Raw genomic sequence first — 20,935 nt, 5'->3', positions numbered from 1 at the left:
CGGTAGGTTCGGGCGCATGGGTGTCACCTCCTCCGTCCTCGACGTCCCGACGATGCGCTCCCGGCTCGACCGGCTGCGACACCACGCGGCAGATGCAGGCGTCGCGGCGACCGTCGTGTCACCCGGCTCCGACCTGCGCTACCTCACCGGCATCGCGGGCTCGTCGTTCGAGCGGCTCACGGCGCTCGTCGTGCCGAGCGACGCCGCGGTCGCCCCCGTCTTCGTCTCTCCTGCGCTCGAGTACGCCGGTCTCGGTCACGTGCCGCTCGGCGAGCTCGGCGTCGAGGTGCGCACGTGGGTCGACGGCGAGGACCCCTACGCCCTGGCGCTCGGCGGAGTGCCGACCGGTCGCGTCGCGGTGTCCGACATGACACCGGCCCTGCACCTGCTGCGGCTGCGTGACGCCGGGGCGGCGGACCAGCAGCTCGCCGGCCCGGTCCTCCGCGAGCTGCGGATGCGCAAGGACGCGGCCGAGCTCGCGGAGCTGCGCGCGGCCGGCGCCGCCATCGACCGCGTGCACGCCCGGGTCGGGGAGTGGCTGCGCGCGGGCCGCACCGAGGCCGACGTGGCGGCCGACATCGCCGCTGCGATCGTCGAGGAGGGCCACGCCACAGCCGAATTCGTCATCGTCGGGTCGGGACCCAATGGCGCGAGTCCGCACCACTCCGTCAGCGACCGTGTCATCGAGGACGGCGACGTCGTCGTCGTCGACATCGGCGGCCCGCTGCCCTCGGGCTACGGCTCCGACAGCACGCGCACGTATGCCGTCGGGTCGCCCCGCGAGCCCGACGTGGCCGAGGCGTATGCCGCGCTGCAGGCGGCGCAGCAGGCGTCCGTCGAGTCCGTGCGTCCCGGCGTGACGTGCGAGGCCATCGACCGCGCCGCCCGCGAGGTGCTCGCGGCGGCCGGTCTCGCGGAGCACTTCATCCACCGCACCGGCCACGGCATCGGGCTCGACGGCCACGAGGAGCCCTACATCGTCGCCGGCAACGACCTCCCGGTCGAGCCGGGCATGACCTTCAGCATCGAGCCGGGCGTCTACCTCGCGGGCCGCTGGGGCGCACGCATCGAGGACATCGTCGCGGTGACCGACGACGGTGTCGAGCGCTTCAACACGAGACCCACCGACCTCGTCGTCCTCTGACGAGCCCGGAGCAGGTCAGGAGTCGAAGCCCACGCCGATCCGGTCGAGCGCGCGGAGCCACAGGTTGCGCCGGCCGGTGCGGTCCTCGGCGGCGAGCGAGGACCGCGTGGCCCGCACGGCGGCATACCGGATCGGCTCGGGCGGGAAGGGGATCGGCTTGCGCCGCACCATCCCGAGGCGGGTCAGCTCGGTGTCCTTGCCGTCGACGAGATCGAGGGCGACGGCCGCGCCGAAGCGGGTCGAGGCGACGCCCAGCCCGGTGTAGCCGACGGCATACGCCATCCGCCCGCCGAGCGCCGTGCCGAAGACCGGCGTGAAACGGGACGTCGTGTCGATGACGCCGGCCCAGCGGTGCGTGAAACGGATGCCCTCGAGCTGCGGGAAGAGGTCGAGGAAGTGGTCGGCGAGCAGCCCGTGCGAGGCATCCGACTGCTCGAGCGCCGGGTCGATGCGTCCGGGGAAGTGGTAGTTCGCGTCGTAGCCGCCGAAGAGCACCCGGTCGTCGAGCGTCCTTCGGTAGTAGTGGAACTGGTTGCCCGCGTCGGTCAGTCCCTCGCGCCCCTTCCAGCCGATGGCGTCGAGCTGGGCCGGCGTCAGGGGCTCGGTCATGAGGACGTGGTCGTAGACGGGCAGCACCCACGCGCTGAAGCGCTTGAGCACGCCCTGCGACGCGTTCGTCCCGATGACGACGCGTCGCGCGTGGATCGAGCCCTCGTCGAGCGTCACCCTCACGCCGTCGCCTTCGGTGTCGAACCCCGTTGCACGCGTGTGCTCGTGGAGCCGCACGCCGAGCGACTCGGCCGCGCGGGCCAGCCCCCAGACCAGGCGCGCGGGGTCGACGAGCGCGACCTCGGGGTCGTACATCCCGGCGAGGTAGCGCGGTGAGTCGACGCGGGCCCGCGCCTGCGCGGCGTCGAGCAGCTCGACCGGGACGCCGTGGGCGCGGTGCAGCTCGAAGGACTCGCGGACGGAAGGGACCTGGTGCTCGGTGAGGGCCAGCGTCAGCTCGCCGGGCACGTGGTGGTCGGCGTCGATGCCGTAGGCCGTCAGTGTCCTCTCGATGCCCGCGACGTTCTCGGCCGCGAGCCGGTCGAGGGTCTCCATCTCGTCGGGCCAGCAGCCGACGCCCTGGGCGAGGCCGTGGGTCAGCGAGGGCGCCATGAAGCCGCCGTTGCGCCCGGACGCGCCGTCGGCCAGCCGGCCGGCCTCGACGACGACGACGTCGCGCGACGGGTCGGCCTCCTTGGCCTGGATCGCGGCCCACAGCCCGGTGAACCCGCCGCCCACGACGAGCAGGTCGGTGCGGGGCGCTGCGCCCGTCAGGGGCGCCCGCGGGTCGGGCCGCTCGGGACGGTCGGTCCAGAAGGGGACGGGGCGCGCGTCGGCGAGAGCCGTGGCGGCGCGGGGCGAGAGCGGGGAAACAGGCATGACGAGACGGATCAGACCATGCTTGGCTGGTGCCTGTGAACCCCCGTTCGTTCCAGAGCGATGCCGCGCCGGCGTCGGCGCCCCTGCCCGAGCAGCTGCTCCGGGTCTTCCACGACCAGACGCGCGCCCCCGTCCCGCTCGGGACGGCCGAGCGCCCGCTCGAGCTCGACGGCCCGGTGCGCAAGCACTACGACCTCGACCCGGCCGGCCACTTCGCGATGGTCGAGAGCCCGGACGGTCTCGGTGACGACCCCGACGGTCTCGTCCTCCGGGTGCGTGACTTCTTCGCCCAGCGCGGCCAGAAGGTCGAGTGGAAGACCTACGACTACGACGAGCCGAGCGACCTCGGCGCGCGCCTCGAGGCTGCGGGCTTCGTCCGCGAGGACGACGAGGCGCTGATCCTCGGCGAGGCCGGCCCACTCGCGGCGCAGGACCTCGCGCTGCCCGAGGGCGTCGTCGTGCGTGCTGCCGACGGCTTCGAGGACTTCGCCCGGATGCGCACGATGTCCGAGACGGTGTGGGGCGACGACCACGCCTGGGTGACCGAGTCGCTCTATCCCGAGTGGGTCGCCCGGCCCGACTCGATGGACGTCGTCGTCGTCGAGGAGTCCCGCGAGGGGCCGGTCCTCTGCGCGGCCCGTGGTGAGTACGACGCGAGCGGGTTCACCGGCCTCTGGGGTGGCTCGACGCTGCCGGAGTGGCGGGGCCGTGGGCTCTACCGGGCCACGCTGCTCCACCGGGCCCGCCTCGGCCTCGACCGCGGCAAGGAGTACGTCCGCGTCGACGCCTCGCCCGACTCCGAGCCGATCCTCCGTCGCCTCGGCCTGCACCGCGTCGCGACGACGACCCCGTACGTCTTCGATCCCAGGGCCTGACGGGGCGACGGTGGTGACGCGGGCGCCACGGCGGCGCGCAGCCACGGCCGCTCGGGCCGCCCTGGCCGCCCTGGCCGTCGGGGCGCTGGCCACCACGCTCCTCGGCGCGTGCACCACGGAGAGCGCCGACCCCGCCGTCCGCAGCGCCACGTCGACGACGGGGACGGCCCAGCCCGATCCCGGGATGACCTTCATCGAGGCCGCCCCGCGGTGCACCACGACGCGGCCGCTCACCGGCACGGGCCGTGTGCCCCTCGACGCCGTCTTCCCCGGCGCCGAGACGAGCGCGTTCTCCGCCCCCAAGGAGGCGGTGCCGGGTCCCGACGCCGCCGACCGGGCGCAGTGTCCCGGCGAGCTGCCCTCCCGACCGCAGTGCGACGGCCTCGTGCCGTGGACCGGCCTGCTCAACGATGCGTTCATCCCGGCGAGCCGGGCGCGACGCGTCGTCGAGGGCTACCTCCTGACGATGCCCAAGCAGGCCGGCAACCAGGCCCCGCCCGAGAGCTCGGCCGGCACGAAGGTCGTCACCTTCAGCCTCGTCGACCTCGCCGCAGGCGACCCGGGAGGCCTCGTCGCCTATCTCGACGCCGCGTTCACGACCTGCGCGAAGGCGTCGCCGAGCCGGGTGGCCGGGGTCGGCGCCCGCATCGGGACGGTCCCCTCGGAGTACGGCGCCGGGTCCGCCGAGGTGGTCCTGCTGCGCCGCGGAGCCCACCTCGTGTGGGCCACGCTCGACGGCAGCGGGTGGCAGCCGGGGGAGCAGCAGAGGGCCCTCGCAGTGCTCGTCGCGCGCCTTCTCTGAGCGGGCGCTCACCGGTGGGTGGGCACCCGTGGGCACGCGGCGGCATACGTGGCAGGATTCACGGCGGATCGTGAACCCGCTCACCAGACAGCAGGAGTAGCAATGCCCATCGCCACCCCCGAGGTGTATGCCGACATGCTCGACCGCGCGAAGGCCGGCTCCTTCGCGTACCCCGCCATCAACGTCTCGAGCTCACAGACGCTGAACGCCGCGCTCAAGGGCTTCGCCGACGCCGGCTCCGACGGCATCATCCAGGTCTCGACGGGTGGGGCCGACTACCTCTCCGGCCCGAGCATCAAGAACATGGTGAGCGGCTCGCTGGCCTTCGCGGCCTACGCGCACGAGGTGGCCAAGAACTACCCCGTCAACATCGCGCTGCACACCGACCACTGCCCCAAGGACAAGCTCGACTCCTTCGTGCGCCCGCTCCTCGCGGCGAGCACCGAGCGCGTCCAGGCCGGCGGCACGCCGTGGTTCCAGTCGCACATGTGGGACGGCTCGGCCGTGCCGCTCGACGAGAACCTCCAGATCGCCCAGGAGCTGCTCGCCCTCGCCAAGGCCGCCAACGTCATCCTCGAGATCGAGGTCGGCGTCGTCGGCGGCGAGGAGGACGGCGTCGAGGGAGCCATCGACGACAAGCTCTACTCGACCCCCGAGGACGCCATCGCGACGATCAAGGCCCTCGGCTCCGGCGAGAACGGCCGCTACCTGACGGCCCTCACCTTCGGCAACGTCCACGGCGTCTACAAGCCGGGCAACGTCAAGCTGCGCCCCGAGATCCTCCTGCAGGCCCAGCACGCCGCCGCCACGGAGCTCGGCCTGACGGACGATGCGCGCCCCTTCGACCTCGTCTTCCACGGCGGCTCGGGCTCGCTGCCCGAGGAGATCTCGGCCGCCGTCGACAACGGCGTCATCAAGATGAACGTCGACACCGACACGCAGTACGCCTTCACGCGCGACATCGCCGGCTGGATGATCGGCAACTACGCCGGCGTGCTCAAGATCGACGGCGAGGTCGGCAACAAGAAGCAGTACGACCCCCGCGCCTGGGGCAAGTCGGCCGAGGAGGCCATGGCCAAGCGCGTCGTCGAGGCCTGTGACGCGCTGCGCTCGGCGGGCACGCACCAGTGAGCGACAACCTGCTCGGCATCCCCGAGACCCGGCTCGCCGTCGACCCGGCCGCCGAGAAGCTCGACGCCGGGGTCGACCCGGTGCAGGTGGCGGCGACATACCCCGCGAGCTCGCTCGCGTGGGCCGTCCTCGCCGAGGACGCGCTCGCCGACGGTGACCGCGACGTCGAGGCGTACGCGTACGCCCGCACCGGCTACCACCGGGCGCTCGACTCGCTGCGCAAGTCCGGCTGGCGCGGCCAGGGTCCGGTGCCGTGGTCGCACGAGCCCAACCGCGGCTTCCTGCGTGCGCTCGCGGCCCTCGCCCGGGCGGCGCGCGCCATCGGCGAGAGCGACGAGGAGGCCCGCTGCACGCAGTTCCTGCGCGACAGCTCGGCCGAGGCGGCGCGCGAGCTCGGTCTCTGACCGGCCTGCTCGGCCACTGCACCGCATGACGCTCTTCTGCTCCGACGTCGACGGCACGCTGCTGGACCACCGACGCACGCTGTCCTCCCGCACCGTGGCCGCCATCCGGGCGGTGCGGGAGGCCGGCCACACGTTCGTGCTCTGCAGCTCGCGCATGCCCGCGTCCCTCGAGGGTCTCGAGCGTCTCTGCGGCGTGGAGCCCACCCCGCTCATCGCGTACAACGGCGGGCTCGTGCTGCGTGCAGACCGCTCGGTCGTCACCGACGTCGCGATCACGCCCGACGACGCGAGGGCCACGTATGCCGTGTGCGAGCGGCTCGCGCTCCACGCGAGCTTCTTCGCCGGGGACGACTGGTACGCCTGGGGTCCCGACGAGTGGACCGAGCGCGAGGCGACGATCACCGCCGTCGACCCGAGCCCGGAGTCGGCGCACGACTACGTGTCGGGCGGTCGCGTCGACGTGCAGCCGCCGCACAAGGTCATGGCGATGGGCGAGCCGGCGCTCGTCGACGAGCTGGAGGCGGCGCTCACGGGTCGAGCCGGCCTCGTGACCTACCGCTCCAAGGCGACCTACCTCGAGATCGCCAACGCCGCCTGCTCCAAGGGTGACGGGCTGCGCGCCCTCGCCGACGAGCTCGGCGTCGACGTCTCCGACACGGTCTTCTTCGGCGACAACCACAACGACGTCTCGGCCTTCGCCGTGGCGGGCACCGCGGTCGCCGTCGCCAACGCCGTCGACCCGGCCCTCGACGCGGCCACGGTCGTCACGGGCCACCACCGCGAGGACGGCGTCGCCGCCTACCTGGAGGACTGGCTCGCCTCGCACTGACCGGTGCGCAGCTGGACCGGATCGGCCCGTCGCTTGCGCGCTGCACGCTGGGTGGCGAGGCGATCGTCGCCGCCACAACTCCGCCGGGGCGGAGCAATCGGGGCCGGGTGGCCCGATCCGCCTCACCTTTCTCCGCCGGGGCGGAGGAATCGGGGTCGGGGGGCCTGATCCGCCACCCCAACTCGGCCGGGGCGGAGAAGCCGCGTCCGGGGCACGGGTCTCGAACCGATAACCTTGCGGTTGGCTTGGACCACAACCGGAAGGCAGACCGATGCCGGCAATCGTGCTCGTCGGAGCGCAGTGGGGTGACGAGGGCAAGGGCAAGGCGACCGACCTGCTGGGCAGCAGCGTCGACTACGTCGTCAAGTTCAACGGCGGCAACAACGCCGGCCACACCGTCGTCATCGAGAAGGACGGCAAGCGCGAGAAGTACGCGCTGCACCTGCTGCCCTCCGGCATCCTCAGCCCCAACTGCGTGCCGGTCATCGGCAACGGCGTCGTCATCGACCTCGGCGTCCTCTTCGAGGAGCTCGACGGTCTCGAGGCGCGCGGCGTCGACACGAGCAAGCTGCTCGTCAGCGCCAACGCGCACGTCATCCCGAGCTACAACCGCACCATCGACAAGGTGACCGAGCGCTTCCTCGGCAAGCGCCGCATCGGCACCACCGGCCGCGGCATCGGCCCGACCTACGCCGACAAGATGAACCGCGTCGGCATCCGCATCCAGGACCTCTACGACGAGGGCATCCTGCGCCAGAAGGTCGAGGCCGCCCTCGAGCTGAAGAACCAGGTGCTCGCGAAGATCTACAACACCCGCGCCTCCGCCGTCGACGACGTCGTCGAGGAGCTGCTGTCGTATGCCGCCCGCCTCGCTCCCATGGTCGCCGACACCAGCCTCGTGCTGACCCAGGCGCTCGACCGCGGCGACACGGTGCTCTTCGAGGCGGGGCAGGCGACCCTGCTCGACGTCGACCACGGCACCTACCCCTACGTCACGTCGAGCAACGCCGTGTCGGCCGGCGCGTGCACCGGCTCCGGCGTGCCTCCGACCCGGATCGACTCGGTCATCGCGATCCTCAAGGCCTACACGACCCGCGTCGGCGAGGGTCCCTTCCCGACCGAGCTGCACGACGACAGCGGCGAGTTCCTCCGCAAGACGGGCGCCGAGTACGGCACGACGACCGGACGCCCGCGCCGCTGCGGCTGGATGGACACCGTGGTCGGCCGCTACGCGACCCGCATCAACGGCGTCACCGACTTCGTCATCACCAAGCTCGACGTCCTCACCGGCCTCGAGAAGGTCCCGGTCTGCGTCGCCTACGACGTCGGCGGCGTGCGCCACGACGAGATGCCGGTCAACCAGACCGACTTCCACCACGCGACGCCGGTCTACGAGGAGCTCGACGGCTGGTGGGAGGACATCACCGGCTGCCGCAGCTTCGAGGACCTGCCCGCCAACGCCCAAGCCTACGTGCTGCGCGTCGAGGAGCTCATCGGCGCCCGCGTCTCGGCGATCGGTGTCGGCCCGGGCCGCGACGAGATCATCGAGCGCTTCCCGCTCAAGCCGGCCGTCGCGAACTGACGCGGTCGCGCGGTCGCACGCACACGGCATACGAAAGCCTCTGTAACTGAAGGAAACCCATGACTGAAGAGGTCACCCCGCTCGACTGGGTCACGCGTCTGGCCGACGACGTGATCGCCGAGGCGCAGGAGCGCCACCCCGGCGAGACGATCGTCTGCGCGTCGGGCATCAGCCCGTCCGGACCGATCCACCTCGGCAACTTCCGCGAGCTCATCACGCCGCACCTCGTCGCCGACGAGATCAAGCGGCGCGGGATCGACTGCGAGCACATCCTCAGCTGGGACGACTTCGACCGCTTCCGCCGCGTGCCGAAGAACCTCGCGGGAGTGGACGACTCGTGGGAGCAGTACATCGGTATGCCGCTGACCTCGGTGCCGGCGCCCGCGGGCTCCGCTCACGCGAGCTGGGCCGACCACTTCAAGGCACCACTCCTCGAGGCCATGGTGGCCACGGGCATCGAGGTGCGCCAGATCAGCCAGACCGAGCAGTACCGCGCGGGCGTCTACCGCGACCAGGTGCTGCTCGCGATGCGTGAGCGCTTCGCCATCGACAAGGTGCTCGACCAGTACCGCACGCTCGAGGCCGTCGAGGCGGCGCGCCAGAAGTCCACTGGCAAGGGCAAGGGCAGGGGCGGCGGCGGTGGTGGCGGCAGCAAGGCGGCGAAGCTCACCGAGGAGCAGGCCGCCGCGGCGACCGAGGCCGAGCGCGGCTCCGGCGCGGCGTCCGAGGACGACGGCAGCGAGGGCAAGGCCGGCTACTACCCCTTCAAGCCCTTCTGCTCCTCGTGCGGCACCGACTTCACGACCGTCACGGCCTACGACGACGACAGCCACGAGCTGACCTACGACTGCACGAAGTGCGGGCACACCGAGACCGTCGACCTCGACACCTTCACGAACGGCAAGCTCGTGTGGAAGGTCGACTGGCCGATGCGCTGGGGGCACGAGCACGTGATGTTCGAGCCGTCGGGGGTCGACCACCAGAGCCCGGGCAGCAGCTTCGTCGTCGGCAAGGACCTCGCGCCGATCTTCGGCTGGGAGCGGCCCGTCGGGCCGATGTACGCCTTCGTCGGCATCGCCGGGATGGCCAAGATGAGCTCGAGCAAGGGCGGCGTGCCGATCCCCACCGACGCGCTCGAGGTCATGGAGGCGCCCGTGCTGCGCTGGCTCTACGCTCGGCGCCGGCCCAACCAGAGCTTTGACGTCGCCTTCGGTCCGGAGCTCCAGCGCCTCTACGACGAGTGGGATGCCTTGGGCCGCAAGGTCGCCGACGGCTCGGCCCAGGCAGGCGACCTCGCCGCGCACCTGCGCGCCACGTCGACGGCCGCGGGTCCGCTGCCCTCGACGCCGCGACCGATGTCCTTCCGCACCATCGCGTCGGTCATCGACGTGACGCAGGGTGACGAGGAGCAGGCCGTCCGCATCCTCAGCGAGCTCGAGCCCGACAACCCCGTGGCCTCCACCGACGACCTGCGGCCCCGGCTCGACTGCGCCGAGCGCTGGATGCTCGGCTACGTGCCCGCCGAGGACCGCACCATCGTGCGCACCGAGCCGGACGCCGAGCTGCTCGGCAGCCTCGACGAGCAGCAGCAGGAGTCGCTGCGCCTGCTCGCCGAGGGACTGGACGGGCACTGGTCGCTCGACGGCCTGACCCACCTCGTCTACGGCGTGCCGAAGATCCAGCGCGGCATCGACCCGGAGGCCAAGGTCAAGGACCCCGAGCTGTCGGCCGCCCAGCGCGCCTTCTTCGTGCTCGTCTACCGGCTGCTCGTGTCGAAGGACACCGGCCCCCGCCTGCCGACGCTGCTGCTGGCCGTGGGCGCCGACCGGGTCCGCAGCCTCGTCGGCCACTGAGGCAGCGAAAGAGCAGCTCGCCCGAGCTGGGCGAGCTGCTCTTTCGACTCAGAGAGGCGTGCGCGTCAGTTGACGCCGGCGGCCGACCAGGCGGTGGCAGTGGCGGCGTACTGGGCGCTGCCGGCGCCGTAGAGGTCGGTGGCGGCCGAGAGCATGCCGGCGCGGGCACCGGCGTAGTTCGTCGACGACGTCCAGTACGTCGTCAGGGCGCGGTACCAGATCGCAGCCGCTGCGTCGTGACCGATGCCGGTCACCGCGCCGCCGTTGCAGGTCGGGCTGTTGTAGCTGACGCCGTTGATCGTCTTGGCGCCGCTGCCCTCGGAGAGCAGGTAGAACAGGTGGTTGCCGACGCCCGACGAGTAGTGCACGTCGAGGGTGCCGACCCGCTTGCTCCAGCAGTCCGCGGACGCGCCGTCCTTGCTCGGCTTGTCCATGTAGCGCAGCGGGCCCGCGCCGTTCTTCGCGAAGCGCTCACCGATGAGGTAGTCGCCCGGGTCGCCGCTCGTGTTCGCGGTGAACTCGACCATGGTGCCCATGACGTCCGAGGTCGACTCGTTGAGGCCGCCGGACTCGCGAGCGTACGTCAGCCCCGCCGTCGCCGAGGTGACGCCGTGCGTCATCTCGTGGCCGGCCACGTCGAGCGAGACGAGCGGGCCGTAGCTGGCGCCGTCACCGTCGCCGTAGCGCATGCAGAAGCACGTGTCGCTCCACGATGCGTTGACCCAGTTCGTGCCGACGTGGACGAGGCTGCGGGCGCCCTTGCCGTCGTTCTTGATGCCGTTGCGGCCGAACGTGTTCTTGTAGAAGTCCCACGTCGCGCCGACGCCGAAGTCCGCGTCGACGGCGGCGGTCTGCCGGTTCGTGGTGGATCCGGCGGTGCCCCAGACGTTGTCGGCGTCGGTGAAGAGGGTGCCCGTCGTCGAGGTCGTCGACCCGTTGTTGCCGTCCTCGGTGCGGGCCCCACCGCGGGTCGCGTCGATCATCTGCCACTGGCCGCCCGACGCGGTGGTCTGGAGTGTCACGGTGCCGAGGTAGAGGCTGTTGCCCGTGCCGGCGTCGTTGACCTCCGTCGCCCAGTGGTCGACGACGGCGCCGGAGCGCGCGTCGACGAAGACGACCGTGCCGGCTGGCTCACCGTGGGCGCCGACACCGTCGACCTGGGTCTTCCACACGAGGCGGGCGGGGCCGCTCATCGCGTAGACGGCCAGGGTCGGCTTCGATGCGCTCACGGTGTAGTCGACGGTGCGAGCAGCCGTGGCGGCCGCCGTGGCCGGGGCGACGGTGGGGGTCGTGGACGCGACCCGGACCAACGTGGACGCGGCGTTGACCCCCTTCCAGGCGCCCGCCTCGTCGGTGTGGACGACGAGGTCGCCACCGACGACGGGCAGGCCCTTGAACGTGCGGTCGAAGCGGACGTGCGTGGTGCCGTCCTTGTCGGTGGCCACGCTGCGGGACGTGAGGCCCTGGTCCCGGTCGAGGCCGAAGGCCGAACCGTGGGCCCTGGCCGCGGCGACGGCCCGGTCGAGGCCGGCTCCCGAGGCGGACCGGGTGGCTGCCTGCGCGCCGCTCGTGGCGATCGTCGCAAGGGCGGTGGCGGCGATCGCTGCGGTGGCGACCGACGTCGTGATGAAGCTCTTCTTCAAGGCGTACTCCTGGCTACCGAGGTGCCCCCGAGGGCGGTCGGATGACCGTTCCGCCACATTTGTCGGTTTGAGGGCGCGACGCCAGAGGGCAGGGTCAATGTTTGCCGGTGCTTGAACAAGAAATGAACCGGACCGATGGCTGTTCCCAGACTTCTCTCAGGAAGCGGGTGGGATGACCCCGGGCATGGAAGCGGGCGAGGGGCGAGATGCAGGGGGGTTGCATCTCGTCCCTCGCCCGGTGCGTCGTCCACATTGGGGGCGGGACTTCGCCGAACGCCAAGGGCCTCAGGGGGGAGGAGGCGGCGGGGAGGGTAGGTTCGCGCGCCTTGACGTTGTAGCAATCATCCCCCCGGGTGGAGGCACAGTCGACGGTTCGCAGAATCCTTGAACAAGTCTTTACCTAAAGAAAACTGGCCGGAACGAGCCTTCCTGCGCCCGGGCGAGGCTGCCGGTCCACATTGGACGACAGGGCACCGTCGAGACGGCGAAGTCTGCGCCGAACGGCCCCGACATCAGGACGAACCGATCACGTCGGTTCGTCCGGGAGGCCGGAGGGCGAGGACCCCACCGCTCCGCGCGGGTCAGGCCAGGATCGTCATCCGGTGCGCCGCACGGGTCAGGGCGACGTAGAGCACCCGGATCCCGCCGGGCGACTCGCGGGTGATCTCGTCGGGGTCGACGACGACGGTGGCGTCGTACTCGAGGCCCTTCGTCGACATCGGGTCGATGACCTGGACGCGTCCCTCACCGAGCTGGGCCACCGGCTCGAGAAGGGTGGCGTGCACGGCCGGGGTGATGACGGCGATGGCCCCCTCGACCTGCTCGAGCAGCGACTCGACGGCGGCACGGACCGAGGCCAGGGCGTCCGGTCCGAGGACGCCCTCCACGGGGTCGATGCCCGTCTCGCGGACGGCCTGGGGGATGTCTGCGTCCGGCACCTCGCGGCGCACGACCTCGGCGGCGTAGTCGAAGATCTCGCGCGCGTTGCGGTAGTTGGTGTCCATGTGGAACTGCTGGCGCGCCTGCGACCCGAAGGCCTCCTCGCGCGCGGCGGCGGCCTCGGCGGCGTCGGGCCACGACGCCTGGGCGGCGTCGCCGACGACGGTCCACGACGCATACCGACCGCGACGGCCGATCATCCGCCACTGCATGGGCGAGAGGTCCTGAGCCTCGTCGACGAGGACGTGGGCGTACTCGTCGGGCTTGCCGATGCGGCCGGCGAGGAGCTTGTCGCGCGGGTCGGTGAGCACACGCGGGGCACCGGCGTCGCGCGCCGCGCTGACGACGGGCTGCACCTCGGTGACGCCGTACTGGCTGAGGTCCTCGAGCTCCTCGATCTCGTAGAAGCCGCGCTCCTCCTTGGGGGCCTCCTGGACCGGGCCGACGCGGGCGGCGATGTCGTCGACGAGCGCGACGTCGGCCACCGACCACGTGCCGGTCTCGAGCGCGAGCCGGAACGAGGCAGCCAGGGGCTCGATCTCGTCGTCGCGCAGGGTGCCGCGGGCGTGCCGGCGCACGAGCTCGGGGTCGCCGAGCCACAGGAGAACCTCGCGGGGGTCGACCTGCGGCCACCAGACCTGCATGAACGCCTCGACGTCGAGGTGGTCCTCCCACTTGTCGAGGAACTCCTCCTTGGCCTCCCGGTCGCCCGTGATGCCGAGGGAGGTCCAGGCGGCCTCGCCGAGGGCGTCCTGGGCGGCGGCCGTGCCCGTGTTGCGCTGGTGCTGGCGCAGCACCCGGGCACGCACGCGGTCGAGCTCGCGCATCTCGAGGCGGACCGGGCGGCCCGCGACCATGGCGCGGAACTCGGTCGGCGTGCCCGGCACGCGGCCACGGGCGGCGGCGCCGAGCAGGGGCCGGATGCGGGTCGAGCCCTTGGTGCGCGCGACGGCCGGCGGGTCGAACCGCTCGGTGTGCACGACGTCGAGGACGTCGCCGAGGGCGCGCAGGATGACGCTGTCCTCGCCGAGCGAGGGGAGCACACGCTCGATGTAGGCGGTGTAGGCGCCGGACGGGCCGACGACGAGGATGCCGCCGGACTCGAAGCGGCGGCGGTCGGAGTAGAGCAGGTAGGCCGCGCGGTGCAGCGCGACGACGGTCTTGCCGGTGCCCGGGCCACCCGTGATCTCGGTGATGCCGCGGGCGCTGGCCCGGATCGCCTCGTCCTGGTGGGCCTGGATCGTGGCGACGATGTCGCGCATCCGCTCGCCGCGGCTGCGGGTCAGGGCGGCCATGAGTGCACCGTCACCGACGATGACGAGGTCGTCGGGAGCCTCGGGGACCATGAGGTCGTCCTCGATGCCGATGACGACGGTGCCGCGGCTGCGTAGGACGCGGCGGCGCAGGACGCCCATCGGCTGCGTCGGGGTCGCGCGGTAGAAGGCAGAGGCGGCCGGGGCGCGCCAGTCGATGACGAGCGGCTCGTAGTCGTCGTCGCGGACGCCGAGGCGGCCGATGTAGCGGATCTCGCGGTCCCCGCCCGAGCTGCCGTCGGCGGGGCGGTGGCCGTTGCCGTTGGACTCGACTGCTGCGGCACGAAGCATCGCGTGGTCGATGTCGAGGCGCCCGAAGACGAGGCCTTCGTACTGCGTGTCGAGGGCGGTGCGTCGCTTGGCGGCGTGGAACATCAGCGCGTCGCGCTCGAAGAGGGCCGCGCCCTCGGCGTCGCCGACCTCGACCTGACGGCCGAAGTGGCTGCGAGCCAGGCCCTCGGCCTGGACGCTGTCGGCGCGCACGCCGGCCTTCTCCAGCTCCTCGTGGACGCGGTCGACGTGGGCCTGCTCGACCGCGATCTCGCGCGCGAGCTCGTCGGGGATGCTCTTGGTCGACACCGGCGAGGCGCCCCGCGATCCGGGCGCGCTGGTCCGCTGGGACGATGCGTTCGAAGTGCTCACTGACATCCAAGGACTCTGAGGGACGCGCCGGGTGGCGCGGGAACCATCAAGTCTACTGTCAGTTCATGCCCATCGAGGTCTGTGTCCCGCCCACCGGCGCGCCGCTCGTCGGCCGCTTCGTCCGCCTCGACGTCACGACCCCCGACGACGCCCCCGGACTGTTCGCCGTCTACGCCGACCCGCGGTGCTCCGAGCAGGGCTTCGTGATGATGCGACCGCACACGTCGGTGGCCGAGACCGAGGCCCTCGTGGCGGCCGCCGTCGCGGCGCGCGGTGCCCACGGGACGGGCCGGACGGCATACACGATCAGGCTCGTCGCCGACGGCGACCTCGGCCCGGCGGGCACCGTCGTCGGGTCGAGCTCGCTCGGCGACGTAGACACCGACCGCGAGCACGTGCACCTCGGCTGGACGATGTACGGCTCGCGCTGGTGGGGCACGCAGGTCAACCCGGAGGCGAAGTTCCTGCTGCTCGCGCACGCGTTCGAGACGTGCGGCTTCGGGCGGGTCAAGATCCAGACCGACGTCGTCAACGCGCGCTCGCGGGCCGCCATTCTCAAGCTCGGCGCGACGTTCGAGGGGATCACGCGGCGCGACGTGAGGCGCGCCGACGGCTCGTGGCGCGACTCGGCGGTCCACTCGATCCTCGTCGACGAGTGGCCCCGGGTGCGGGCCGGACTGCTCGAGCGGCTCGGCTCAGGGGCGGCCTCAGCGGTGCGCGTCTGCGGCGGCCTGGACGCGCGTGAGGTAGGCGGCCCACCAGGCGGCGTCGACCCCGGGCATGTTGTCGCGGTCGCGGAAGCGTCCGACCGCCCCGTCGAGCTGCTCACGCAGGATGTCGGCGTGCCCCGCGTGCCGTGCGGTCTCGGCGACGAGGTGACCGAGCACGAAGCGGACGTCGACATGGGCGCGCTCCTCCGGCCAGTGCGGCACGCGACCCTTGGTGTCGAGACCGAGGGCGATGGTGCCCTCGCCGTGCCGCCAGGCCGCGCGGTAGAGGTCGGTATCCGAACTCGACGTGGGCGAGGTGCTGGACGAGTCCGAGGAGGTCCGGTGCCGGATGGGTGTCGGGCATCGAGACAGCGTGGCAGGGCCGGCCCGGTGAGCCAATAGGGTGGGCGCCGTGAAGGTTCTCGTCCTCGGCTCCGGCGCCCGTGAACACGCTCTCGTCAAGGCTGTCGCTGCCGACCCCGAGGTCGACGCGGTCATCGCCGCGCCGGGGAACCCGGGCATCGACGCGACCGCGCTGTGCGTCCCCGTCGACATCCTCGACGGCGCTGCCGTCGCCGCGCTGGCCCGTGAGCACGACGTCGACCTCGTCGTCGTGGGACCCGAGGCCCCGCTCGTCGCGGGCGTCGCCGACGTATGCCGTGCGGCCGGGTTCGCCGTCTTCGGGCCCTCTGCGGAGGCCGCCCGTCTCGAGGGCAGCAAGTCCTTCGCCAAGGAGGTCATGGCCGCGGCCGACGTGCCGACCGCCCTGGCCCACGTCTGCACGACGATGGACGAGGTCGAGGCCGCCCTCGGCGCGCTCGGCGCACCGCACGTCGTCAAGGACGACGGTCTCGCCGCCGGCAAGGGCGTCGTCGTCACCGACTCGCGTGAGGTGGCCGTCGAGCACGCGCGAGCCTGCCTCGCCAAGCCCGACGGTCGGCTCGTCGTCGAGGAGTTCCTCGACGGGCCCGAGGTGTCGGTCTTCTGCATCAGCGACGGCGAGACCGTCGTCGCGCTCGCGCCTGCCCAGGACTTCAAGCGCGTCGGCGACGACGACGCCGGGCCCAACACCGGTGGCATGGGCGCCTACTCGCCCCTCGACTGGGCGCCCGACGGTCTCGCCGACGACATCGTGCGGCGCGTGGCCCAGCCGACCATCGACGAGATGCGCCGCCGTGGCGCGCCCTTCGTCGGGGTGCTCTACGTCGGCTTGGCCCTGACGTCGCGGGGGCCGCGGGTCATCGAGTTCAACGCGCGCTTCGGCGACCCCGACGGGCAGGCCTCGCTCGCCCGCCTCGAGACGCCCTTCGCGCAGCTGCTCCTCGCCGCGGCCACGGGCGGGCTCGGCCAGTTCGGCCGGCTGCGCTGGTCGTCGGACCACGCGGTCGTCGTCGTCATCGCCGCCTCGGACTACCCCGCGTCACCCCGCACCGGCGACCTCATCACCGGGCTCGACGCCGCGGCCGAGGTGCCCGGCACCGTCGTCCTCCACGCAGGCACGGCGCTCGACGGGTCGGGTGCGCTCGTCTCGGCAGGCGGGCGTGTGCTCGACGTCGTCGCGGTGGCGCCGTCCCTGTCGAAGGCGCGCCAGGCGGCATACGACGCCGTCGCGGTCATCGAGCTCGAGGGGTCGCACCACCGCTCCGACATCGCGCTCCGCGCCGAGCGCGGCGAGATCACGGTCGGCTGAGGCGAACCGTTCCGGCCGAGCCGGACTCTCCTGGGCATGAGCACCACGACCACGAGCCGAGGAGAGCCGAGGTCCGCTGCCGCCATGGTGGCGGACGACCGCGTGCTGTGGTCGCGGCTGGCGGGAGCCGACGATGCGGCGCTGACCGAGCTGTACCGGCGACACTGCGACGCCGTCTACAACTTCGCGTTCCGGCGCACGGCGTCCTGGGCGGCCGCCGAGGACGTGGTGCAGGCGACCTTCACCGCCGTCTGGCGACGGGCTCGTGCCGGCACCGTGGACGCGCTGCGGTCCGAGACGGCGCGGGCCGTGCTGCTCGTCATGGCGGGGCAGGAGTGCGCCAACGTCGCACGTACGGCGCGGCGGCAGCGACTGCTGCACGGGCGCATCGAGGCCGACTCCGGTGGTGCCGTCTCGCCCGACCACGCCGGATCGACGGCGGAGCGGGTCGACGACGAGCTGCAGATGAGCGAGGTGCGCCGAGCCCTGAGGCTCATTCCGCAGGTCCAGCGCGAGGCGATCGAGCTGGTCGTCTGGTCGCACTGCTCCATCGCCGAGGCGGCCGGCGCGCTCGGTGTCTCCGAGGGGACCGTGAAGTCCCGTCTCCACCGGGCCCGTCAGAGCCTGTCCACCGTGATCGAGATCGATGCCCTCAAGGAGGCACTGTCGTGAACCTGCCCGTTCCCCCCGAGCGCACCCTGCCCGATCAGTTGGGCAGGTGGCAGGCTGTGCGCGTGACCGACCTACCGATCGACCTCCCTGGCTACGAGCACATCTACTCCGGCAAGGTGCGTGACCTCTACGCGCCGGTCGGTGACGACGGCCAGGTGGTCGAGGACCAGCTGCTGCTCGTCGCCTCGAACCGGCTCTCGGCCTACGACTGGATGATGTCCCCGGAGATCCCCGACAAGGGCGCCGTGCTGACCCGGCTGTCGCTGTGGTGGTTCGACCAGCTCGCCGACCTCGTGCCCAACCATGTCATCTCGACCGAGGTCCCCGACGCCGTCGCAGGACGTGCGGTGCTCGTGCGCCGGCTCGACATGCTCAAGGTGGAGGCCATCGCGCGGGCCTACCTGACCGGCGGGGGGCTCGAGGAGTACCGCGAGAAGGGATCCGTCTCCGGGGTCGTGCTGCCCGACGGGCTCGTCGACGGCTCGCGGCTGCCCGACCCGGTCTTCACGCCCACGACCAAGGCGCCCGTGGGAGAGCACGACCTGCCGATGGCGCCCGACGAGGTCGAGGCGGAGCTCGGTGCCGAGGTCGCGGCCGAGGTGTCGCGCCTGACGCGCGCGATCCTCGCGCGGGGCAACGAGATCGCCGCCGAGCGCGGCATCCTCATCGCCGACACGAAGGTCGAGTTCGGCCTGTCGTCCGACGGCACGGGCGGGCTCGTGCTCGCCGACGAGGTGCTGACCCCGGACTCGTCGCGCTTCTGGCCGGCTGAGCGGTGGGAGCCCGGACACCCGCAGCCGTCCTACGACAAGCAGTTCGTCCGCGACTGGCTGACCTCGCCCGAGTCGGGCTGGGACCGCAAGGCGGGTGGGCCTCCGCCCGAGCTGCCCCAGCACGTCGTCGACCAGACGCGGGCGAAGTACGTCGAGGCCTACGAGCGCCTGACAGGAGAGACCTTCTGACCGGCAACCGGGCCGGCGCGTCGGTGGGACGTCTCCGTCCGGCCACCGAGTCCGATCTCGCGCGCCTGCTCTCGCTGTGGGCTCTCGTGTACGACGGCGACGAGGGCGGCGACGAGGGCGGTTTGGGTGAGGGCTGGGCGCAATCGGCGCGGGACTGGTTCGTCCGCGTCGTCGATGACGGTGCCACGGCTCGGTTCCCGGTCGTAGAGGTGGACGGCGTCATCGTCGCGACGGCGGTCGGCACGCTCGAGCTCGGGGTTCCCAACCCGCACTGCGCTCGCGGCCGCACGGTGCGGCTCGCCAACGTCATCACCGTGCCGGAGCATCGCGGGCACGGGATCGGCACCCTCCTCGTCGGCGACGTGGTCGAGTGGGCCCGATCGATCGATGCGGACCGCGTGGATCTCAGCGCGACTCCCGACGGGCGACGGCTCTACGAACGGCTCGGCTTTGTCCTGACGAGTGCGCCGAGGATGAAGCTCGTGCTCTGACGGTCAACCGGTGAGCTCGACCGCGAGGTCGGCGCGCCGGTAGAGCTCGAGCCGGATGACCTCGGCCTGCCCGTCGCGCGCCCGCCGGTCCGCTCGTGGCCGTGTAGCGGCAGGTGGCGGCATCGGGAGCAGCGGGGGAGCAGTCGAGCCGTAGCGGTGCCCGGTCGGCGTCGTGGTGCGCAGGGTGTGCGGGCGAGCGTCGGTGGGACCGAGTCCGTCGTGCAGCACCTCCGAGAACCAGCCCGGCTCCTCCTTGACGAGGTTGCAGCGGACACAGAGGCCTTGGCCGTTGGCCGCGCTCGTCGGACCGCCGTCGGCGTGCGGCTCGACGTGGTCGGCGTGCGCGATGGGCGCGTCGCACCAGGGCGTGCGGCACGTGCCGTCACGCGCGACGACGAAGCGGCGGAGGGCTGCCGGGAAGAGTCTCCGGGCGCTGTCCATCGCCACAAGGGTCCCGCTGGACGGGTGGGTGAAGAGTCGACGCACCCAGATCTTGGCGGTGTGCTCGTTCGGGGAATGGCGTGGTTCCGAGTCGTTGGAGCCGCGGCAGTCAGGCGGGACGCCCGACGGGGCGTCGGCCTGTCCGGGGCGCGACTGTCCGGGGCGCGACTTTCCGGCGCGAAGCGCGGTCGTGGCGGGGTCCGCACGGTCGTCCGTCTCCGTCTCGGAATGCCGGGTGAGGAGCTCGCGGACCCAGCCGGCCGGGACCGGGCCGTAGCCGGGCACGTGGGCGGGGGTCTCGTCTCCGGCGAGCATCGCCCGGTCGGTGATGACGACCTGCACCTCGACCGGGACGTCGTCGGCCACGGACTGTCCGGTGACGAGCTCGACGAGCGCGTCGGCCATCAGCTGGCCCTTGCCGCGCTCGTCGCCTGCTGCCTTGCCGGACAGGGCGGCCCGCGTCAGGGCGGCATGCACCGCGACGGCCTGGGCCACGGGGAGCAGGGCAGTGACCAGAGCCATGGCGTCGGGGACCGGTCGGATCGTGACCCGCCGCTCGCCCTCGGCGATGCGGCACCGCTCGACCGCGGCCGCCGCGTCGAGGCGGTCGGCGCACGCGCGAAGGCGACGCTCGAGCTCGCGGTCACCCCAGGAGCCGACCCCGCACGGGGCAGTGGGGTCGGACAGGTCGAGGTGCGCCCCGATGACCTCGCTGTCGACCTTCGTCCTGAGCTCGGGGTCGAGGTGGCTCGTGCAGCGCACGACGATCTCGGCGCGACGCTCGTTGAGGACGCCGGCGCCCAGCGCCTCCAGCGTGTGGTGCAGGTGCTGCACGAGGGCGACCGACGCGTTCGCCAGTCGAGCGCCCCGGGACGGTGACTCCCGACGCGCGAGGCCGACCTGCGCCGACACCCCGGTGCGCGACAGCGTCGTCCGGCGATCGGACCGCGACGGACCAGGTCGACGGCCCGGCGTCTCGAACGGCACCCGCTCGAGCTCGAGGGTGCGCGCCCGGTCGCGTGCCGCCACCCAGCCGTCGAAGTCGCCGGCGTCGGAGCACGCCTGCGCCTCCGCCCGGAGACGCGTCGCGGTGCGTGCCTGCGACTCGACGAAGCGCGTCGTCAACCGTGCCTGGGCCGCCGCGCACGCGGCCTTGGCCCGCTCGAGGGCGTCGATGGCCGAGATGAGGTCGGCGTCGTCGAGGTCACGACCGTCGAGGCCTGCCACCTCTCGCAGCAGGGCGGACGTGGCGGCGGACGTGTCGACGGAGTCGCCGAGCGGGTCGGCTCTCCACACGTCTGCATCCGTCGCACGTCCGAACATGTGTTCCATTCTAGATGGAGATCGTGCGACCGACAATGCTTGTCCACATCGAATTGACTTG

The 20,935-nt window shown here is 72.3% G+C and carries 17 protein-coding genes and 1 pseudogene; 13 read left to right on the top strand and 5 right to left on the bottom strand.

The features are described from left to right. The first annotated feature begins 16 nt into the window (after positions 1-16). Positions 17-1,144: a Xaa-Pro peptidase family protein gene (locus ASE25_RS02860; RefSeq protein WP_056822567.1), complete on the top strand. Its 1,128-nt coding sequence runs from the start codon at positions 17-19 to the stop codon at positions 1,142-1,144. Between the two features lie 15 nt (positions 1,145-1,159). Here the strand turns inward: ASE25_RS02860 and ASE25_RS02855 are convergent, their stop codons facing one another. Continuing rightward, positions 1,160-2,572, bottom strand: coding sequence for an FAD-binding oxidoreductase (locus ASE25_RS02855; RefSeq protein WP_056822565.1), 1,413 nt, complete (start codon positions 2,570-2,572; stop codon positions 1,160-1,162). Positions 2,573-2,601: 29 nt separating this feature from the next. Between ASE25_RS02855 and ASE25_RS02850 the strand changes: the two genes are divergently transcribed. From ASE25_RS02850 to lysS, 7 genes are all read left to right on the top strand, one after another. Continuing rightward, entirely contained in the window at positions 2,602-3,447 is an 846-nt protein-coding gene (locus ASE25_RS02850; RefSeq protein ID WP_156415425.1) for a GNAT family N-acetyltransferase, read from the top strand. A gap of 13 nt (positions 3,448-3,460) precedes the next feature. Beyond that, the gene (locus tag ASE25_RS02845) at positions 3,461-4,249 is read left to right on the top strand and encodes a hypothetical protein (RefSeq protein WP_156415423.1); all 789 of its coding nucleotides are present in this window, start codon (positions 3,461-3,463) and stop codon (positions 4,247-4,249) included. Between the two features lie 102 nt (positions 4,250-4,351). Then, positions 4,352-5,380 (top strand): class II fructose-bisphosphate aldolase, encoded by a 1,029-nt coding sequence (gene fbaA / locus ASE25_RS02840; protein WP_056822563.1) that lies wholly within the window; start codon positions 4,352-4,354, stop codon positions 5,378-5,380. Beyond that, on the top strand, positions 5,377-5,784 hold the full coding sequence (locus ASE25_RS02835) for a DUF3151 domain-containing protein (RefSeq protein ID WP_056751827.1): 408 nt from the start codon (positions 5,377-5,379) through the stop codon (positions 5,782-5,784). The genes fbaA and ASE25_RS02835 overlap by 4 nt, the downstream gene beginning before the upstream one ends. 25 nt (positions 5,785-5,809) lie before the next feature. After that, complete coding sequence (locus ASE25_RS02830; RefSeq protein WP_056822562.1) at positions 5,810-6,613, top strand: Cof-type HAD-IIB family hydrolase; 804 nt, start codon at positions 5,810-5,812, stop codon at positions 6,611-6,613. Positions 6,614-6,884: 271 nt separating this feature from the next. Then, positions 6,885-8,195: an adenylosuccinate synthase gene (locus ASE25_RS02825; protein ID WP_056771996.1), complete on the top strand. Its 1,311-nt coding sequence runs from the start codon at positions 6,885-6,887 to the stop codon at positions 8,193-8,195. Between the two features lie 59 nt (positions 8,196-8,254). Beyond that, positions 8,255-10,048, top strand: coding sequence for a lysine--tRNA ligase (gene lysS, locus ASE25_RS02820; RefSeq protein ID WP_056822560.1), 1,794 nt, complete (start codon positions 8,255-8,257; stop codon positions 10,046-10,048). Positions 10,049-10,113: 65 nt separating this feature from the next. On the opposite strand, the gene ASE25_RS02815 is transcribed toward lysS, so the two are convergent. Together ASE25_RS02815 and ASE25_RS02810 are read right to left on the bottom strand one after the other, a co-directional pair. Next, positions 10,114-11,691, bottom strand: coding sequence for a M4 family metallopeptidase (locus ASE25_RS02815; protein ID WP_056822557.1), 1,578 nt, complete (start codon positions 11,689-11,691; stop codon positions 10,114-10,116). A 581-nt stretch (positions 11,692-12,272) separates the two neighbouring features. Continuing rightward, on the bottom strand, positions 12,273-14,591 hold the full coding sequence (locus ASE25_RS02810; protein WP_235508511.1) for an ATP-binding domain-containing protein: 2,319 nt from the start codon (positions 14,589-14,591) through the stop codon (positions 12,273-12,275). Between ASE25_RS02810 and ASE25_RS02805 the strand changes: the two are divergent. Further along, positions 14,567-15,142 (top strand): annotated as a pseudogene (locus ASE25_RS02805) (GNAT family N-acetyltransferase); the annotation flags it as partial. The gene ASE25_RS02810 and the pseudogene ASE25_RS02805 sit on opposite strands and share 25 nt — an antisense overlap. A gap of 150 nt (positions 15,143-15,292) precedes the next feature. On the opposite strand, the gene ASE25_RS22170 reads toward ASE25_RS02805, so the two are convergent. Beyond that, positions 15,293-15,793: a DUF664 domain-containing protein gene (locus ASE25_RS22170; protein ID WP_082619432.1), complete on the bottom strand. Its 501-nt coding sequence runs from the start codon at positions 15,791-15,793 to the stop codon at positions 15,293-15,295. On the opposite strand from ASE25_RS22170, the gene purD reads away from it, so the two are divergent. From purD to ASE25_RS02785, 4 genes are read left to right on the top strand one after another with little or no spacing between them, the layout of a single operon-like run. Next, positions 15,708-16,985, top strand: a complete 1,278-nt coding sequence (purD, locus tag ASE25_RS02800; protein WP_056823793.1) for a phosphoribosylamine--glycine ligase — start codon at positions 15,708-15,710, stop codon at positions 16,983-16,985. The genes ASE25_RS22170 and purD overlap by 86 nt on opposite strands. Positions 16,986-17,021: 36 nt before the next feature. Then, positions 17,022-17,657 (top strand): RNA polymerase sigma factor, encoded by a 636-nt coding sequence (locus ASE25_RS02795; protein ID WP_235508510.1) that lies wholly within the window; start codon positions 17,022-17,024, stop codon positions 17,655-17,657. A 56-nt stretch (positions 17,658-17,713) separates the two neighbouring features. Further along, positions 17,714-18,619 carry a phosphoribosylaminoimidazolesuccinocarboxamide synthase gene (locus ASE25_RS02790; protein WP_056771980.1) on the top strand — a complete coding sequence of 302 codons (906 nt, stop codon included), beginning with the start codon at positions 17,714-17,716 and terminating at the stop codon, positions 18,617-18,619. Between the two features lie 23 nt (positions 18,620-18,642). Then, the gene (locus ASE25_RS02785; RefSeq protein ID WP_157623295.1) at positions 18,643-19,110 is read left to right on the top strand and encodes a GNAT family N-acetyltransferase; all 468 of its coding nucleotides are present in this window, start codon (positions 18,643-18,645) and stop codon (positions 19,108-19,110) included. Between the two features lie 3 nt (positions 19,111-19,113). Here ASE25_RS02785 and ASE25_RS02780 read toward each other — a convergent pair whose 3' ends face one another. Next, positions 19,114-20,874, bottom strand: a complete 1,761-nt coding sequence (locus ASE25_RS02780; RefSeq protein ID WP_056822551.1) for an HNH endonuclease — start codon at positions 20,872-20,874, stop codon at positions 19,114-19,116. Positions 20,875-20,935 lie beyond the last annotated feature (61 nt).

Source organism: Terrabacter sp. Root85, from assembly GCF_001429185.1.
GTDB lineage: Bacteria > Actinomycetota > Actinomycetes > Actinomycetales > Dermatophilaceae > Terrabacter.
This window is presented reverse-complemented; position numbering and strand designations above follow the sequence as displayed.

Coding starts and splice junctions, on each gene's coding strand:
- ASE25_RS02780 (WP_056822551.1), bottom strand. CDS start 20,874: ATGTTCGGACGTGCGACGGATGCAGACGTGTGGAGAGCCGACCCGCTC.
- lysS (WP_056822560.1), top strand. CDS start 8,255: ATGACTGAAGAGGTCACCCCGCTCGACTGGGTCACGCGTCTGGCCGAC.
- ASE25_RS02825 (WP_056771996.1), top strand. CDS start 6,885: ATGCCGGCAATCGTGCTCGTCGGAGCGCAGTGGGGTGACGAGGGCAAG.
- ASE25_RS02795 (WP_235508510.1), top strand. CDS start 17,022: ATGAGCACCACGACCACGAGCCGAGGAGAGCCGAGGTCCGCTGCCGCC.
- ASE25_RS02830 (WP_056822562.1), top strand. CDS start 5,810: ATGACGCTCTTCTGCTCCGACGTCGACGGCACGCTGCTGGACCACCGA.
- fbaA (WP_056822563.1), top strand. CDS start 4,352: ATGCCCATCGCCACCCCCGAGGTGTATGCCGACATGCTCGACCGCGCG.
- ASE25_RS22170 (WP_082619432.1), bottom strand. CDS start 15,793: ATGACCGCGTCGACCTCGGGGTCGGCAGCGACAGCCTTGACGAGAGCG.
- ASE25_RS02855 (WP_056822565.1), bottom strand. CDS start 2,572: ATGCCTGTTTCCCCGCTCTCGCCCCGCGCCGCCACGGCTCTCGCCGAC.
- ASE25_RS02810 (WP_235508511.1), bottom strand. CDS start 14,591: ATGTCAGTGAGCACTTCGAACGCATCGTCCCAGCGGACCAGCGCGCCC.
- ASE25_RS02860 (WP_056822567.1), top strand. CDS start 17: ATGGGTGTCACCTCCTCCGTCCTCGACGTCCCGACGATGCGCTCCCGG.